The organism is Rhodococcus sp. Z13, assembly GCF_025837095.1.
Taxonomy (GTDB): domain Bacteria; phylum Actinomycetota; class Actinomycetes; order Mycobacteriales; family Mycobacteriaceae; genus Rhodococcus; species Rhodococcus sacchari.
Genome location: NZ_CP107551.1, coordinates 4280426 through 4295540, shown reverse-complemented (window position 1 = coordinate 4295540; position 15115 = coordinate 4280426). Strand labels below are relative to the sequence as shown.

Sequence of the window (15115 nt, the reverse complement as noted above, 5' to 3'; positions counted from 1 at the left end):
GGGCGTCGTGGGGGCGGAATCGGGATGTCTTCCGGTGTCGCACCCGCCGGACGGCGGTGGCACCATACGGACGTGCCCGCTCGTTCACCCGACGCTCAGCGCCTGCGCGACCTCGCGCTGCTGCGCCGCGTCCGCGACCGCATCGACCGCGAGTACGAGCAACCCCTCGACGTCGAGGCCCTCGCCCGCGGGGTCGGCATGTCCGCGGGGCACCTGAGCCGGCAGTTCCGCGCCGCCTACGGCGAGTCGCCCTATGCCTACCTCATGACCCGCCGCATCGAACGCGCGATGGCGCTGCTGCGCCGCGGCGACATGTCCGTCACCGAGGTCTGCTTCGCGGTGGGCTGCGCGTCGCTGGGCACCTTCAGCACGCGCTTCACCGAACTCGTCGGTGTGCCCCCGAGCGTGTACCGCAGACAGGCTGCGGAGGGCGCCGGGACGGAGGGCATCCCGTCGTGCGTGGCGAAGAACGTCACCAGACCGATCAGGAATCGAGAAGCGCGGTCGGGTGGCCCGGTCCTACCGTGATCGGCATGGACATCACCATTCACCAGACCTTCCTGCCCCACACCGACCCCGAGGCCTCCCTCGCGTTCTATCGCGACACGCTCGGATTCGACGTTCTCAACGACGTCGGGTACGACGGGAAACGGTGGATCACCGTCGGCCGCAAGGACGTTCCCGGGACCTCCCTGGTGCTGTACCCGCCGGACGCAGATCCGGGCATCACGGACGAGGAGAGCGCCACCATCGCCGAGATGATGGCCAAGGGCACCTTCGCCTCCATCATCCTGGCCACGAAGGACCTCGACGCGACCTTCGAGCGGCTGCAGGCCGGCGACACCGAGGTCGTCCAGGAGCCCACCGACCAGCCCTACGGGGTCCGCGACTGCGCGTTCCGCGATCCGGCCGGGAACATGGTCCGAATCCAGGAATTGCGCTGATCCCCTCCGGCGATCCCGCTTACCCTCGGATCGCCGCCCCCACCCGACCCCACCGTTGGAGCCGAAGCCCATGAACTCGAACACGGACACGCCGACCACCGTGCACCCCGCCGACGGCCACAACGCCATCCGCGTGCACGGCGCGCGGGTGCACAACCTCCGTGACATCAGCGTGGAGATCCCCAAACGGCGTCTGACCGTCTTCACCGGCGTCTCCGGCTCCGGCAAGAGCTCGCTGGTCTTCAGCACCATCGCGTCCGAGTCGCAGCGGCTGATCAACGAGACCTACAGCGCCTTCGTGCAGGGTTTCATGCCCACCCTCGCCCGGCCCGACGTCGACGTGCTCGACGGCATCACCGCCGCGATCGTCGTCGGGCAGGAACGGATGGGGTCGAACCCGCGCTCGACAGTGGGCACCGCCACCGACGCCAACGCGATGCTGCGCATCCTGTTCAGCCGCGTCGCCGAACCCCACATCGGCCCGCCCAACGCCTACTCGTTCAACGTGCCGTCGGTGCGGGCCAGCGGGGCGGTCACGGTCGAACGCGGCGCGGGGAAGACACAGGCGGAGAAGGTCACCTTCAACCGCCTCGGCGGCATGTGCCCGCGCTGCGAGGGCAAGGGCACCGTCTCGGATTTCGACCTGACGGTCCTCTACGACGAGAACCTCTCGCTCAACGAGGGTGCCCTGAAGATCCCGGGCTACAGCATGGAGGGCTGGTACGGTCGGATCTACCGGGGTTGCGGCTTCTTCGATCCGGACAAACCGATCGCGAAGTTCACCAAGCGCCAGCTCCACGACCTGCTCTACAAGGAACCCACCAAGGTCAAGGTCGAGGGCGTCAACGTCACCTTCGAGGGACTGATCCCCAAGATCCAGAAGTCGTTCCTGTCCAAGGATCTCGACGCGATGCAGCCGCACATCCGGGCGTTCGTGGAGAAGGCGGTGGTGTTCTCCACCTGCCCGGACTGCGAGGGCACCCGGCTCGCCCCCGAGGCGCGCTCGTCGAAGATCGACGGCAAGAGCATCGCCGACGTGTGCGCGATGCAGATCAGCGATCTCGCCGAATGGGTGCGCGGACTGGACTTCCCGCAGGTCGGCCCGCTGCTCGCGGGCCTGCAGCACCTGCTCGACTCCTTCATCGGGATCGGGCTTGGTTATCTGTCGCTCGACCGCGCCACCGGCACACTCTCCGGTGGCGAGTCGCAGCGCACCAAGATGATCCGCCATCTCGGATCGTCGCTCACCGACGTCACCTACATCTTCGACGAACCCACCATCGGCCTGCATCCGCACGACATCGCTCGGATGAACACGCTGCTGCTGCAACTGCGGGACAAGGGCAACACCGTCCTCGTCGTCGAGCACAAACCGGAGACCATCGCCATCGCCGACCACATCGTCGACCTCGGTCCGGGCGCCGGCACCGAGGGCGGGCAGGTGGTCTTCGAGGGCACGGTCGAGGACCTGCGGTCGAGCGGCACCCTCACCGGCCGCCACCTCGACGACCGGGCGACGCTCAAACCGTCGGTGCGTACCCCCAAGGGAGCGCTGGAGATCCGCGGTGCCGACACGCACAACCTCCGGAACGTCGACGTGGACGTTCCGCTCGGTGTGCTCGTGGTCGTGACCGGCGTGGCCGGTTCGGGCAAGAGCTCCCTGATCCACGGATCGGTGGCCGGCCGCGAGGGCGTCGTCGAGATCGACCAGAGCCCGATCAAGGGCTCGCGGCGCAGCAACCCCGCGACCTACACCGGCCTGCTCGAACCGATCCGCAAGGCATTCGCGAAGGCCAACGGCGTCAAACCGGCCCTGTTCAGCTCCAATTCGGAAGGTGCCTGCCCCACCTGCAACGGCGCCGGTGTGGTCTTCACCGACCTCGGGATCATGGCCACCGTCGAATCCGTCTGCGAGGACTGCGAGGGCCGCCGGTTCCAGTCGGCCGTCCTCGAATACACGCTCGGCGGACGGAACATCGCGGAGGTCCTCGAGATGTCGGTCGCGCAGGCGAGCGAGTTCTTCGCAGGCAGCGAAGCCCGGACCCCGGCGGCCTCGAAGATCCTGCAACGGCTCTCGGACGTCGGGTTGGGCTATCTGCGGCTCGGCCAGCCGCTGACCACCCTGTCGGGCGGTGAGCGGCAGCGGCTGAAGCTGGCCGTGGCGATGGCGGAGAAGGGCGAGATCTACGTACTGGACGAACCCACCACGGGCCTGCACCTCGCCGACGTCGAGCAGCTGCTGCACCTGCTCGACCGGCTCGTCGACTCCGGGAAGTCGGTCGTCGTCATCGAACACCACCAGGCGGTGATGGCGCACGCCGACCACATCATCGATCTCGGCCCGGGCGCCGGGCACGACGGTGGCCGCATCGTCTTCGAGGGCAGCCCCGCGGAGCTGGTGGAGAAGCGGTCGACGCTCACCGGCGAACACCTCGCCGAGTACATCGGGGTGGGCGTCAGAGGCTGAAGTCGGGACGTTCCATCAGCCACGACACGGCGACACCCGCGACGAGCCCCCAGAACGCCGCCCCGATGTTCCAGGCCGTGACGTTCGAGGCGGTGACCACGAACGCGACGAGCGCACCCATCGTGTGCCTGCCCGCGAACCCGGCCACGAACGCGCCCTGCAGCGCCTTGAGCATCGCCAGGCCGCCGAGGGTAGCGACGAACGAGACCGGGGCGGCGATCATCCAGCGCACGAACAACGGTGCGAACAGACCGAACACGATCGCCAGTGCACCGCAGGTGAGGGCGGCGGTGTACTGGCGGGCGCGCTCGCCGGACGCGACGAGCAGTGCGTTGGTCGGGCCGGTCAGGCAACTCGACACGGCACCGACACAGGCGGCGGGGAACGACCACAGCCCGCACGCGACGGCGGTGACGTTGATCGGTGGCTCGTGTCCCGCCGACCGCAGCACCGCGATGCCCTGACCGTTCTGCACGACCAGCACCGTGATCGCCAGCGGTACCACGAGTTCGAGGATCGCCGACCAGGTGAACTGTGGGGTGGTGAACACCGGGGAGGCGAACACCCCGGTGTCCGTCGCGGCGGGGGAGAAGCGGCCCGACACCGCGACCGCGATGACCCCTGCGAGCAGCGCCCCGAGGATCGGCGGCATCCACTTGCCCAGCACTGCCACCGAACTCAGCAGCAGGAAGACGATCACCATCGGAGCGGCGATCGCGGCGTCGGAGCCGAGCGCCGCCACCAGGTCGATGCCGAATTTCAGGAACACCCCCGCGACCATCGCCATGACGATCGGCATCGGCAGCGCCTCCATCACCCGGCGCACCAGACCCGAGGCCCCCAGCAGCGTCACGAGCGCCGCGGTGACGAAGAACGCCCCGACGACCTCCGGCCAGCTCAGGTGGGTCAGCGACCCGCCGACGAGCACGGTGCCGGGGATCGTCCAGAAGAACCCGAGCGGCTGCCGGTAGACGACGCTCATGGCGATCGTCAGCAGACCGTTGAGGGCGAACACGCCGAAGATCCACGATGCCAGCTGCGTCTGCGTCAATCCCCCCGCCGCGCCGGCCGCGAGGATCACCGCGACCGGTCCGGTGCACGAGAAGATCAGTCCGATCAGGCCGTTCGCGGCGTAGCGCGGTCCGAGATCACGGAGGATGTCGCGCATCCCGACGGCGGGCCGTGCGGGTCGTTCGAACAGGGCGGTCCCGGTGTCGGGGGGGTCGTCGACTGCGGTCATGGGGTGGACGGACCTCGATCCTCTTGTCGGAAACGGGCGGCCAGCTCGCTGCGCGAGCGGATACCGAACTTCGCGTACACGCGGGTCAGGTGGTACTGCACCGTCTTGACGGACAGGAACAGCTCACCGGCGACCTCCTTGTTGGTGCGGCCCTCGGCGACGAGCTTCGCCACGGCCCGCTCCTGCGGGGTGAGCGCCGCGACGTCCGCCCGGGCAGGCTCGGCGTCGGTGTCGCCGGACCGCAGCCCACCGGCCTGCAGTTCCCGGTCGCACCGTTCGACGTACGACAGGGCACCGAGGGAGGAATACAGCTCGCGGGCGGTGCGGATCACGGCGTCGGCGTCGCGGCGGCGACCCGCCCGGCGCAGGGTCTGCCCGTACGCGAAGTTGATGCGCGCCAGGTCGTAGGGCAGGGGCAGCGCCGCGAGTTCGTCGAGTGCCCCTTCGAACGCGTCCCGCGCGGCGTCGAGGTCGCCCCGCGCGCCGTGGATGCGCCCGCGTACGTATCCGAGTCGTGCTTTGGCGGAACGATGTCCGCGTTCGGCGGCGCGTTCCTCGTGTGGGCGCAGGAACTCGTCGGCCTCGTCCACCCGTCCGGTGACGGCGAGCGCATTGCCGTACAGATCGGGCCACGGCCAGTGCCCGGGTTCGTCGACCGCGTCCCGGTCGCGCATCGTGACGATCGGCTGGAGGTAGCGCAGCACACTCGCGTAGTCGGAGGCCACCTCGGCGCACTGCGCGGCGCACAGGCAGGACGGTACGAGCATGAGGGCGTAGTCGTTGCTGCCGGCCCGTGCCTTCTGGGCGTGGGCGTTCGCCGCGGTCCAGTCCCCGCGCAGCGCGTGGATCTGCGCGCCCGTCCAGTGCACGAGTGGCCGCAGCAGGTGCAGTTCCGTCGAGTCGAGTTGCGCCGCAGCACGATCCACAGTTCGCAGCGCGTCGGACCACTCGCCGAGGGCGAACTGGGTGCGGGCCAGCCACGCCTGGGACCACAGCGAGATCCGCAGCGACCCGCCGCGGAAGGTGGTCGGCTCCGCTGCCTCGAGTTCGCTGCGTGCCAGATCGGGGCGGTCCAGCGCGAGAGCCAGCCATCCCTCGGCCATCCGGACGCGCTGGTTCTGCGCCCCCAGCCGGATGCTGTCGGACAGCGACGCGTACGCTTCGAGGGCGTCGTCGACACGGCCGGTCATGGACAGGCCGAGGCCCCGGATCGCCTGCGCCTCCACCACCGGAGGGGCGATGTCCGACAACAGATTCGTCGCGCGGTCCGCCCACAGCACGAGGTCGTCGCCGCGCAGACGCGCCAGCGAGTGCAGCACCATCCGCTGGGCGATCGTCGCCGCGAGTTCGGGTTCGGATGCGGGATCGCCGAGCATCGACCACGCCTCGGTCAGCAGGTGATGCGCCTCCGCGGCCCGTCCCTTCTGGATCGCGAGGTAGCCGAGGACGGCGTTGCGCATCGGTCCGCTCGGCACACTCTCGATCTCCGGTACGAACGCCTGTGCCTGCGGCAGGTCGGCGGCCCCGGTCAACGCGTCCACGCCGCGGATCAGCCGCTGCGACCGCAGATCCCGGTCGACGGTGATACGGCTGGCGGTGATCAGCGCCTCGGCGGCCTGCGACCACGCCCCGTCGGCGGCGCACCGGCGGGCGTAGGCGTCGAGACGGGCCGCGAGGTCCTCGTTGCCCGTCGGGGTCGCGGAGACGAGATGGAACAGGGCCGCGCCCTGGTCGTCGACGAGTTCCGCGGCGGCCGCGTGCAGGCCGTGCCAGCGGGCCGGTCCGATGTCGTCGGCGACGGCGGCGCGGGTCATGGGGTCGGGGAACGACAACGAGACCACCCCGCGCTGCTCGCGGATCGACAGCAGGCCGAGCCGGTGAGCCTCGTCGAGTGCGTCGGTGGTGTCGTCGAGTTCGGCGAGCCGGGCTGCGACCGTGAATGATTCGGTGCTGCCGAGCACGGCGACGGCCTCGACGAGGGATCGGGTGGCCGGGGCGCAGCGGTCGAGGGCGCGCCGGATCTTCGCGGCGTGCTGCCGCGGGGCCGGGAAACGCGCCTGCCAGCGGTGCCATTCGGCGCGGGGGATCTCGTCGAGCAGGTGCAGTACGGCCCGCGGATTCCCGAGCGTGTGTTCCTGCAGGCGCCGTGCGGTCCAGGCGGACAGGTCCACACCGGTGCGGCGCAGCGCCAGCCGGGCGATGTCGGACGACGTCAGCGGGTCCAGGTGGACGGTGGCGGTGCGGTGGATGTTCGACAACAGGTCGGCGGTGGCGTGGTCGACGTCCTCGGGCAGCACGTCGGGCGCGGTCCAGACCACCAGCAGCGGACGTTGGTGGGCCCGCCGCACCAGTGACGAGAGTGCCTGCAGGGATTCGAGGTCGGCGTAGTGGGCGTCGTCGACGACCAGCACGCACGTCCCCTCGAGCCGGTCGAGGAGGATCTCCGCCGCCTCCACCGGTTCGGTCGCGGTGACGGTGTCGCGCAGGAGCTGCCCGAGCACCGACCAGCGGTGACCCGCCTCCCAGGCCGCTCCCGACCCGGACCGGACGGTCACGTCACCGTGCCTGCTCGTGAAATACCTTACGAGCGAGGATTTTCCGGATCCGGATGCCCCCTCGAGGAGGACGAGCGAGGGGGTCCCCGCCCGTACCTCGTCGAGGAGGCGTTCGAGTGTCGTCAACTCGGTGTTCCGGCCGATCAGCACAGCGGTGTCCGTCACACTTCCACGGTAGTCGCGGTGCGGTCTCCGGGAGCCCGGACCGGCCCGAGAACCCCGGATCGAGCGGGAACGAAGTAGGTGACCAGGCCACCGGCGAGGGCGATACCGGCGAAGATGTAGAAGTTGACGTTGTTGGCGAAGCCCGCGCCGATGAGCAGTCCGCCGATCACCGGTCCGACGATGCCGCCGAGCCGGCCGAAGCCCGCGCACCACGCCACCCCGGCCGCCCGGGCGGGGGTGTCGTAGTAGTTCGAGACGAACCCGTAGATGAGCACCTGGGTACCGATGGTGCCCACACCGGCAATCGCGACGGACGCGAGCAGCACCGGCAGCGGGAAGCCGAGAGTGAGCACCGTCAGGGCCACCGCGGCGAGGAAGAAGGTGGTGACGATGACCGCCTGCGGGCCGCGACCGTCGGCGACCTTCGAGGCGAGCAGACCCCCGACGATGGCGCCGCCGTTGAGCACGAGCAGGAACGACAACGAACCGTTGGCGTTGTACCCGGCGTCGGCCATGATCTTGGGCAGCCAGGTGTTGAGCCCGTAGGTGAGCAGCAGACCGGCGAAACTCATCATCCCGAGCAGGGCGGTGCCGAGGGCGTACTTCCGGGTGGCGAGGGCCGCGAAACCGATCTTCTCGGTCGGAGCCGTGGGAGCGGCGGACGGCAGCGGGAAACCGTACTTCTCGCACACGACCCGCGCCTCGTCGATACGGCCGCGCGACTGCAACCAGGCGGGTGATTCGGGAAGCTTGGCGAGGGCGAGCGGCAGCAGGATCACCAGGGGCAGGGCGCCGACGAGGAACAGGCCGCGCCAGCCGATGACGTCGCGCAGCAGGATCGCGAGCAGCGAGGCCAGGACACCGCCGGCGGGGACACCGCTGTAGACGACGGCGTTGAACAGGTTCCGCTTGCCGGGCGGAGCGAACTCGGCGACCACGGCTCCGGCGGTGGCGACGAGACCACCGACACCGATGCCGGTGAAGAAACGGAGCGCGCCGAACATCGTGATGCTCGTGGAGAAGGCGGCCGCGCCCATGCCGACGGAGAACCAGACGATGTTGATCAACATCATCTTCCGGCGTCCGATGCGGTCGCCGAACGCTCCGGTCAGCAGTGCACCGACCATGACGCCGATGAGGGCGTAGGAACCGAGGGCGCCGCCCTGCTCGGCCGAGATCTCCCCGAGCTGGGTGGGGTCCGCCATGAGCGTCGGCAGAACGGTTCCGTACACGACGAGGTCGTACCCGTCGAAGACGATTGCGAGGGTGGCGAGTGCGACGATCCAGACGACGCTGCGCCGATGCTGCGGACCTGCCCAGGTCTGCGTGGCGTGGGTCATTCGTTGCTCCGGTCTGTGAGGGGAGGCACAACGGGATTCGGGGAGAAGAACGGCCTCACCGGAGGGATTGGTGCCTCCGGTGAGGCCGAGCGAGGGGCGTCAGCCCGGATCGCCACCGGCGACGGGCAGCACCGTGCCGGTGATGTACGAGGCCTCCGCGGAGGCCAGGAAACAGATCGCGGCGGCCTGCTCGTCGAGCGTGCCGTACCGCTTGAGCAGTGAGGAATCGACGGTCTGGTCCACGATCTGCTGGTACCAGCGCTTCTCCTGCTCCGATTGCGGGGACGGACCGCGCGCGATCCGCCGTTCCGGCGCCACGGTGCCGCCCGGTGCGGTGGCCACCACGCGGATCCCGTAGGGGGCGAGCTCGAGAGCGAGCGAGGCGGTGACGGCGTTGACGCCGCCCTTGGCCGCCGAGTACGGCACGCGGTTGACCCCGCGGGTCGCGACGGACGAGACGTTCACGATCGTGCCGCCGCCCTGCTCGGTGAGGTGCGGGGCGACGGCCCGGCACATCCACAGCGTGGGGAACAGCGAGCGCCGGATCTCCTTCTCGATCTCGTCCGGAGCGTAGTGCTCGTAGGGTTTGGCCCAGATCGTGCCGCCGACGACGTTGACGAGCGTGTCGATACGGCCGGTGGTCCGCAGTGCGAAGGAGACGGCGGCCTCCGCACCCTCGAAGGTCTCCAGGTCCGCGGTGACCGAGTGCGCCTTGCCGCCGGCCTCGCGCAACTGTGCGGCCACCTCGTGCACGAGGTCCGCGCGGTCGACGAGCACGACCTCACCGCCCTCGGCGGCGATCCGGGTCGCCACGGCGAGGCCGATGCCCTGCGCGGCGCCGGTGACCGTCAGGCACTGCCCGTCGAACCGGCCCGGGAAGATCGCTGGAGCGGTCACGACGCCGCCCCTGCGAGCGCCGGCGTGGCCGAGGTGTTGAACTTCTCGAAGTAGAAGTTCGCAGGATCGATGCCGTTCTCGGACAAGTGGTTCCGGACGGCCTCGACCATCGGCGGCGGACCGCACAGGTAGACGTCCACATCACCGTCGTTCAGATGGTGGGGCTCGAACAGGCCGGTCACGTACCCCTTGTTCGGCGCGGACGAGTTCTCGTCGGCGACGCAGTAGTCGAACGTGAAGTTCGGCAGCTTGCGCGTGTACTCCTCGAGCGTGTCCAGTTCGACGAGATCGTGATCGAAGGTGACACCGTAGATCAGGTGCACCGGGTGATCGGAATCCTCGGCCTCGATCCTCGACAGGATCGACAGCAGCGGCGCCAGGCCGGTGCCGCCGGCGAGCAGCAGTGACGGCCGCGTGCGTTCGCGCAGGAAGAAGCTGCCGAACGGGCCCGTGAGCTCGAGGCTGTCGCCGACCTGCGCCCGGTCGCGCAGGTACTCCGACATCAGGCCGCCCTCGGTGATCTTCACCAGGAACGACAGCGCATTCTCGTGCGGGCCCGTGCTGAACGAGTACGAACGGGTGGCCGGCCGGCCGGTGCCGTCGTCGCTGCCGGGCACCCCGATGTTGACGTACTGGCCGGGCAGGAACACCAGCTCGTCGCGGTTGCCGATCTCGACGTCGAATCCGACGACGCTCTCGGAGTAGCGGCGCAGTTCGGTGATCGTCGCGGTGTACGAGGCGGCCGCGGTCTTCGCGACCTCGGAGGTGCTCGCGATCTGCACCACCAGATCGGATTCCGGCGTCATCTGGCAGGGCAGGCAGTAACCCTGTTCGGCTTCCTCGTCGGTGAGGGCGTCCTCGATGTAGTCGCCGGCGTCGTAGGATCCGGATTCGCAGAACGCCTTGCAGGTTCCGCACGCGCCGTCGCGGCAGTCGAGCGGAATGTTGATGCGTGCCTTGTACGAGGCGTCCGCGACGGTCTCGTTCGGGCCGACCTTGATGAAGCGGGTGACCCCGTCCTCGAAGCTCAATGCCACCTGGAAGGTCATGGCACGTGCCTCCTTTCGTGTTCGGGGTGGATCTAGACGACGTAGACGTCGACGATGTGGTGGATGTAGTCGTTCTTGAGGACGATCTTCTTCTTCCTGATCACCGGCTGTGCACCGGAGACGTCGAGGGTGACGAAAGTGGTCCCGAAGTAGGTGTCGGTGGTGTTGTACCGGAAGTACAGCGAGAACCAGTTGTGCCGCAGGTCGATCTCGGTGCCGTGACGGTCGAGGATCTCGACGTTGGTGATGTTGTGGCCCGTGCGGGGCTCGGGCAGCGAGGTCGCCGACGAACGGTCGGTGCGGATGCGGAAGACCCGGTCCTCGAGGCCGCCGCGGTTCGGGTAGTAGATCAGGGAGATCTCGGTCTGCGGGTTCTCGGTGAGGGTGCCGTTGTCGTCCCAGGCCGGCATCCAGTACTCGACGTCGGGGTGATAGCACTCGAGCCACTGCTCGAACTCGCGGTCGTCGAGCAGGCGGGCCTCACGGTAGAGGAACTGCTCGATATCGGTCTGCGTGAATTCGTATACGGCAGTCATGATTTCGGAGTCCTCTCAGAGTGCGGCGGGGTCGACGTCGGAGCTCTCGGCGGCGACGGCGTCCCGCATCGCCTCGAGCCAGTAACGGTGCTGGATCGGGTACAGGCCCTCGTCCTCGGTCTTGACGCCGCTCGACAGCACCTTGCTCATCCCGAGATCCCGTGCGACCTCGTCGGGTCCGTTCAGCACGTGGGTCGCGCCGCGGCTCATGTCGTTCCACGGGGCGGCGGAGGCGAGATAGGTCTTCTGGCAGGACCGGAACTCCTCGAGGTCGTCCGGGGTGGCCATGCCGGTGGCGTTGAAGAAGTCCTCGTACTGACGGATCCGGTTGGCGCGCGACTCGGGGCTCTCACCCTTGGGGGCGATGCAGTAGATGGTCACCTCCGTCTTGTCCACGGAGATGGGGCGGAAATGCCGGATCTGCGACGAGAACTGATCCATGATGTAGACGTTCGGGTACAGGCACAGGTTGCGCGACGCGCCCACCATGAACTCGGCCTTCTTCTCGCCGAACTCCTCCGCCAGCTCCTCCTTGCGCGGGTACAGCGGCCGGTCCTCGGGATTGCCCCACCACATCCACAGCAGCAGGTGGCCGTGGTCGAAGGAGTAGTAGCCGCCGCCCTGCTTGCCCCAGGTGCCGGCGTCCATCGCCTTGGTCTCGTTGGTGGACTCACCGGCGGTGCGCCGTGCGGTGGTGGCGGCGTAGTTCCAGTGCGTGGCCGAGACGTGGTAGCCGTCGGCGCCGTTCTCCGCCTGAAGCTTCCAGTTTCCGTCGTAGGTGTAGGTGGACGAACCGCGCAGTACCTCGAGTCCCTCGGGGGACTGGTCGACGAGCATGTCGATCATCTTCGTGGTGTCCCCGAGGTGCTCCTCGAGCGACTTGACGTCCGGGTTCAGACTGCCGAACAGGAAACCGCGGTAACTGGCGAAACGAGCGACCTTCCGCAGGTCGTGGCTGCCGTCGGTGTTGAACTGCTCGGGGTAACCGGCGTCGCGGGGATCCTTGACCTTCAGCAGCTTTCCGTTGTTGCGGAACGTCCAGCCGTGGAAGGGGCAGGTGAAGGTGGTGCGGTTGTCGGTCTTGCGGCGGCACAGCATCGCGCCGCGGTGGCTGCACGCGTTGATCAGGCAGTGCAGCTCGCCTTCCTTGTCGCGGCTGATGACGACGGGTTGCCGGCCGATGTACGTGGTGAAATAGTCGCCGACGTTCGGGATCTGGCTCTCGTGCGCGAGATACACCCAGTTGCCTTCGAAGATGTACTTCATCTCCAGTTCGAAGACGTCCTCGTCGGTGAAGACGTCACGGCGGATCCGGTACTGTCCGGTCTCCGGGTCTTCCACGAGTGCTCCGTCGAGGCGGGCACGCACGTTCTCCACGATGTCGGTCATGGGATCCTCCAGGTATCGGCTTCGTTCCCGGGACGGACGGGGCTGTGTCCGACGTGGTCGAGCCCGTGGGGAAGGTTCCGTGGTGACCGGGATTCTCCGGTCCGGCTCGACGCGATCCGTCCGGCGATACATCCACCATGCCAGCATGTGGTTGCGGTCACACCAGGCAAATGCCCAGGGATACCTAGGACCCTGGGGTGGGTCGGGTAGGGTCCGGACACGACGAGAGCGGGTGATGCTCGTGGCATCACCCGCTCGTCGGATCGTCCCGGTTCGGGGCGGTTCCGGTCGACCTAGGCCAGGTCGGTCCAGAGGACCGGCGACGGCCGGTCGAAGGTCAGCTCCGGGAAGTCGTCGTCCGAGATCGGCGTCCGCAGGCGCCGTTCGACGTAGTCGAGGCCGTTGGTCCGCATGTACGCGATGCAGGACACCGTGTACCCGACGGCATCCGCGCGTCCCGGGACCACGGGACGGAACAGATTGGGGAAGCCTGGGGTGGTCACCGCGCGGAAACCGGGTTCGATCTCGTCGCGGCCCCGCATCGGGAGGTCACCGTGCCCGTCGATCACGAATTTCGCCCGCACGACGACGGTGTCGCCGACGAGGATCTCCCACCGGTGGTCGATGTCGTCGTAGCGGGCGAGGGTCGCGGCGGCGATCTCGTGGACCGACAGGCGCAGTTCGTCGCGGAGCCGGCTGGCCACGCGCTGGGAGGCGAAGGAGCGCCCGAGGACGACGGCGTCGAATTCCGGTACCAGGGGGCGATGTACGGAATTCGCAGCGGACGTGGTCATCTCGGACGCTCCTTCGCGGTGGACAGGGGAGGTTGGGGGCCGCGCGCGGGCGGGCAGGGGGAACGGAGAGCATCCGCCCGCGCGCGGGAGTCGGTTACTTGTAGTACGCGCTGACGTCCGCGTTGCCGATCAGGTCGGGCACGGTCCAGCCGTCGAGGTCGTATTCGCTCATGAACTGTTCCGCGAAGCCCTTCATGGAGGCGACGTCACCGCGGCCCTCGGCGGCGAAGAGCAGTTCGGCCTTGACGTTCTCGTGGTTGCCGGCGTAGTTCCGCTCGTAGAGCTCGTGGCGGCCACCGAACTCGGAGCCGATCGAATCCCACAGGGCCTTCATGACCTTCACGCGGTCGACGGCCTGGATGCCGTCCGAGCCGCGGACGTACTTGTCGAGGTACGGGCGTACGTCGGGGTTCTGGAAGTCGGCGGCGGAGGAGGGCAGGTAGATCAGGCCCGAGGCGACGTCCTGCTCGATGATCTCCTTGATGCGCGGGTAACCCTGCATCGCGAACATCCGGTAGGTGAGGCCGTATTCGAGCTTGGGGATGACGGTGTCGCCGACCCACGGTTCGGGATTGTTGACCATGGCGTCGGACAGCGACCAGAACAGGTTGCGCCAGCCGATGACCTCGCCGACGCGGGTCTGCACACCGCGGAATCCGCCGGCGCCGGTGGCGTCGAGGGCCTTCATGAGCAGACCGGCGATGAAGTCGAGCTTGACGGCCAGGCGGGTGCAGCCCTGCAGCGTGAAGCGCTGGAGGAAGCCGGATCCGCCGAGGAAGTTGTTGATCTTCTCCACGTCTCCGTACATGAAGACGTTCTCCCAGGGCACGAGGACCTTGTCGAAGATGAAGATCGCGTCGTTCTCGTCCATCCGCGAGGACAGCGGGTAGTCGAACGGCGAACCGGCGACGTTGGCGTTCTGCGAGTAGGAGGCGCGCGAGATCAGCTTGATGCCGGGTGCGTCCATCGGCACCGTGCAGATCAGCGCGAATTCCTTCTTCTTGATGGGCAGGCCGTAGTGGGCGATGAAGTTGTAGTTGGTGATCGCCGAGCCGGTGGCCACGACCTTGGCCCCGGAGACGATGAGGCCGGCGTCGGTCTCCTTCTCGACCTTCATGAACACGTCGCCGACCTGGTCCGGCGGCAGCGAGCGGTCGACCGGCGGGTTGATGATGGCGTGGTTCCAGTACAGGACCTTCTCCTGCGACTCGCGGTACCAGCGCTTCGCGTTCTCCTGGAAGGGCGAGTAGAACTCGTCGTTCGCACCGAGCGTGCCGAGGAAGGACGCCTTGTAGTCGGGGCTGCGGCCCATCCAGCCGTAGGTCAGGCGCGCCCAGGTGGCGATGGCGTCGCGGTCGGCACGCAGGTCGTCCGCGGACTTCGGGGTGCGGAAGAACGGCATGGTCACGCCGCCGTTGCCGGTGTCGGTGGGGACGGTGAGGGTGTTGACGTGCTCACCGGTGTGCAGGGCGTCGTAGAGGCGCGCCGTCATCCGGATGGAGTTGCGGAAGGCCGGGTGGTTGGTGAAGTCCTTGACACGCTCACCGTGCAGGTAGATCTCGCGGCCGTCGTCGATGGAGGCGATGTACTCGTCGCCGGTCATCGGGCGGGAGGCGAAGTTCTGCTGCTGGTTGGCCGGATGGTCGGCGGCCACGTTGACCTTGGAACGGTCGACGGTGTCCGTGGGCCGGGGCTCGGTGGTGGTCATGGAGGATCTCCTTGTCCGGGGTGGTGAAGGG

At 68.3% G+C, this 15115-nt stretch carries 11 protein-coding genes and 1 pseudogene; 3 read left to right on the top strand and 9 right to left on the bottom strand.

Annotated features, from left to right (window positions below; all coding sequences use genetic code 11):
- The first annotated feature begins 72 nt into the window (after positions 1 to 72).
- The 3 genes from OED52_RS19610 to OED52_RS19600 all read left to right on the top strand — a co-directional run bounded on the left by OED52_RS19610 (position 73) and on the right by OED52_RS19600 (position 3411).
- Complete coding sequence (locus OED52_RS19610) at positions 73 to 528, top strand: helix-turn-helix transcriptional regulator (RefSeq protein ID WP_264152481.1); 456 nt, start codon at positions 73 to 75, stop codon at positions 526 to 528.
- Between the two features lie 5 nt (positions 529 to 533).
- Positions 534 to 944 carry a VOC family protein gene (locus tag OED52_RS19605; protein ID WP_264152480.1) on the top strand — a complete coding sequence of 137 codons (411 nt, stop codon included), beginning with the start codon at positions 534 to 536 and terminating at the stop codon, positions 942 to 944.
- A 70-nt stretch (positions 945 to 1014) separates the two neighbouring features.
- Positions 1015 to 3411: an excinuclease ABC subunit UvrA gene (locus OED52_RS19600; protein ID WP_264152479.1), complete on the top strand. Its 2397-nt coding sequence runs from the start codon at positions 1015 to 1017 to the stop codon at positions 3409 to 3411.
- Here the strand turns inward: OED52_RS19600 and OED52_RS19595 are convergent.
- From OED52_RS19595 to OED52_RS19555, 9 genes and pseudogenes are all read right to left on the bottom strand, one after another.
- Positions 3401 to 4651 carry a benzoate/H(+) symporter BenE family transporter gene (locus tag OED52_RS19595; RefSeq protein ID WP_264152478.1) on the bottom strand — a complete coding sequence of 417 codons (1251 nt, stop codon included), beginning with the start codon at positions 4649 to 4651 and terminating at the stop codon, positions 3401 to 3403. The genes OED52_RS19600 and OED52_RS19595 overlap by 11 nt on opposite strands.
- Positions 4648 to 7371, bottom strand: coding sequence for a helix-turn-helix transcriptional regulator (locus tag OED52_RS19590; protein ID WP_264152477.1), 2724 nt, complete (start codon positions 7369 to 7371; stop codon positions 4648 to 4650). Before OED52_RS19590 ends, OED52_RS19595 begins: the two co-directional genes overlap by 4 nt.
- Positions 7368 to 8711, bottom strand: coding sequence for an MFS transporter (locus tag OED52_RS19585; RefSeq protein ID WP_264152476.1), 1344 nt, complete (start codon positions 8709 to 8711; stop codon positions 7368 to 7370). The genes OED52_RS19590 and OED52_RS19585 overlap by 4 nt, the downstream gene beginning before the upstream one ends.
- A 99-nt stretch (positions 8712 to 8810) precedes the next feature.
- Positions 8811 to 9608, bottom strand: a complete 798-nt coding sequence (locus OED52_RS19580) for a 1,6-dihydroxycyclohexa-2,4-diene-1-carboxylate dehydrogenase (RefSeq protein WP_264152475.1) — start codon at positions 9606 to 9608, stop codon at positions 8811 to 8813.
- Positions 9608 to 10657 (bottom strand): annotated as a pseudogene (gene benC / locus OED52_RS19575) (benzoate 1,2-dioxygenase electron transfer component BenC); the annotation flags it as partial. The gene OED52_RS19580 and the pseudogene benC, both read right to left, overlap by 1 nt.
- A gap of 32 nt (positions 10658 to 10689) precedes the next feature.
- Positions 10690 to 11193: a benzoate 1,2-dioxygenase small subunit gene (gene benB / locus OED52_RS19570; RefSeq protein WP_264152473.1), complete on the bottom strand. Its 504-nt coding sequence runs from the start codon at positions 11191 to 11193 to the stop codon at positions 10690 to 10692.
- Positions 11194 to 11208: 15 nt separating this feature from the next.
- Positions 11209 to 12582, bottom strand: coding sequence for a benzoate 1,2-dioxygenase large subunit (gene benA / locus OED52_RS19565; RefSeq protein WP_264152472.1), 1374 nt, complete (start codon positions 12580 to 12582; stop codon positions 11209 to 11211).
- Positions 12583 to 12875: 293 nt separating this feature from the next.
- Positions 12876 to 13376 carry a hypothetical protein gene (locus OED52_RS19560; RefSeq protein ID WP_264152471.1) on the bottom strand — a complete coding sequence of 167 codons (501 nt, stop codon included), beginning with the start codon at positions 13374 to 13376 and terminating at the stop codon, positions 12876 to 12878.
- Positions 13377 to 13470: 94 nt separating this feature from the next.
- On the bottom strand, positions 13471 to 15084 hold the full coding sequence (locus tag OED52_RS19555) for a 4-hydroxyphenylacetate 3-hydroxylase family protein (protein WP_264152470.1): 1614 nt from the start codon (positions 15082 to 15084) through the stop codon (positions 13471 to 13473).
- Between the last annotated feature and the right edge of the window lie 31 nt (positions 15085 to 15115).

Coding starts and splice junctions, on each gene's coding strand:
- OED52_RS19600 (WP_264152479.1), top strand. CDS start 1,015: ATGAACTCGAACACGGACACGCCGACCACCGTGCACCCCGCCGACGGC.
- OED52_RS19605 (WP_264152480.1), top strand. CDS start 534: ATGGACATCACCATTCACCAGACCTTCCTGCCCCACACCGACCCCGAG.
- benB (WP_264152473.1), bottom strand. CDS start 11,193: ATGACTGCCGTATACGAATTCACGCAGACCGATATCGAGCAGTTCCTC.
- benA (WP_264152472.1), bottom strand. CDS start 12,582: ATGACCGACATCGTGGAGAACGTGCGTGCCCGCCTCGACGGAGCACTC.
- OED52_RS19585 (WP_264152476.1), bottom strand. CDS start 8,711: ATGACCCACGCCACGCAGACCTGGGCAGGTCCGCAGCATCGGCGCAGC.
- OED52_RS19555 (WP_264152470.1), bottom strand. CDS start 15,084: ATGACCACCACCGAGCCCCGGCCCACGGACACCGTCGACCGTTCCAAG.
- OED52_RS19560 (WP_264152471.1), bottom strand. CDS start 13,376: ATGACCACGTCCGCTGCGAATTCCGTACATCGCCCCCTGGTACCGGAA.
- OED52_RS19595 (WP_264152478.1), bottom strand. CDS start 4,651: ATGACCGCAGTCGACGACCCCCCCGACACCGGGACCGCCCTGTTCGAA.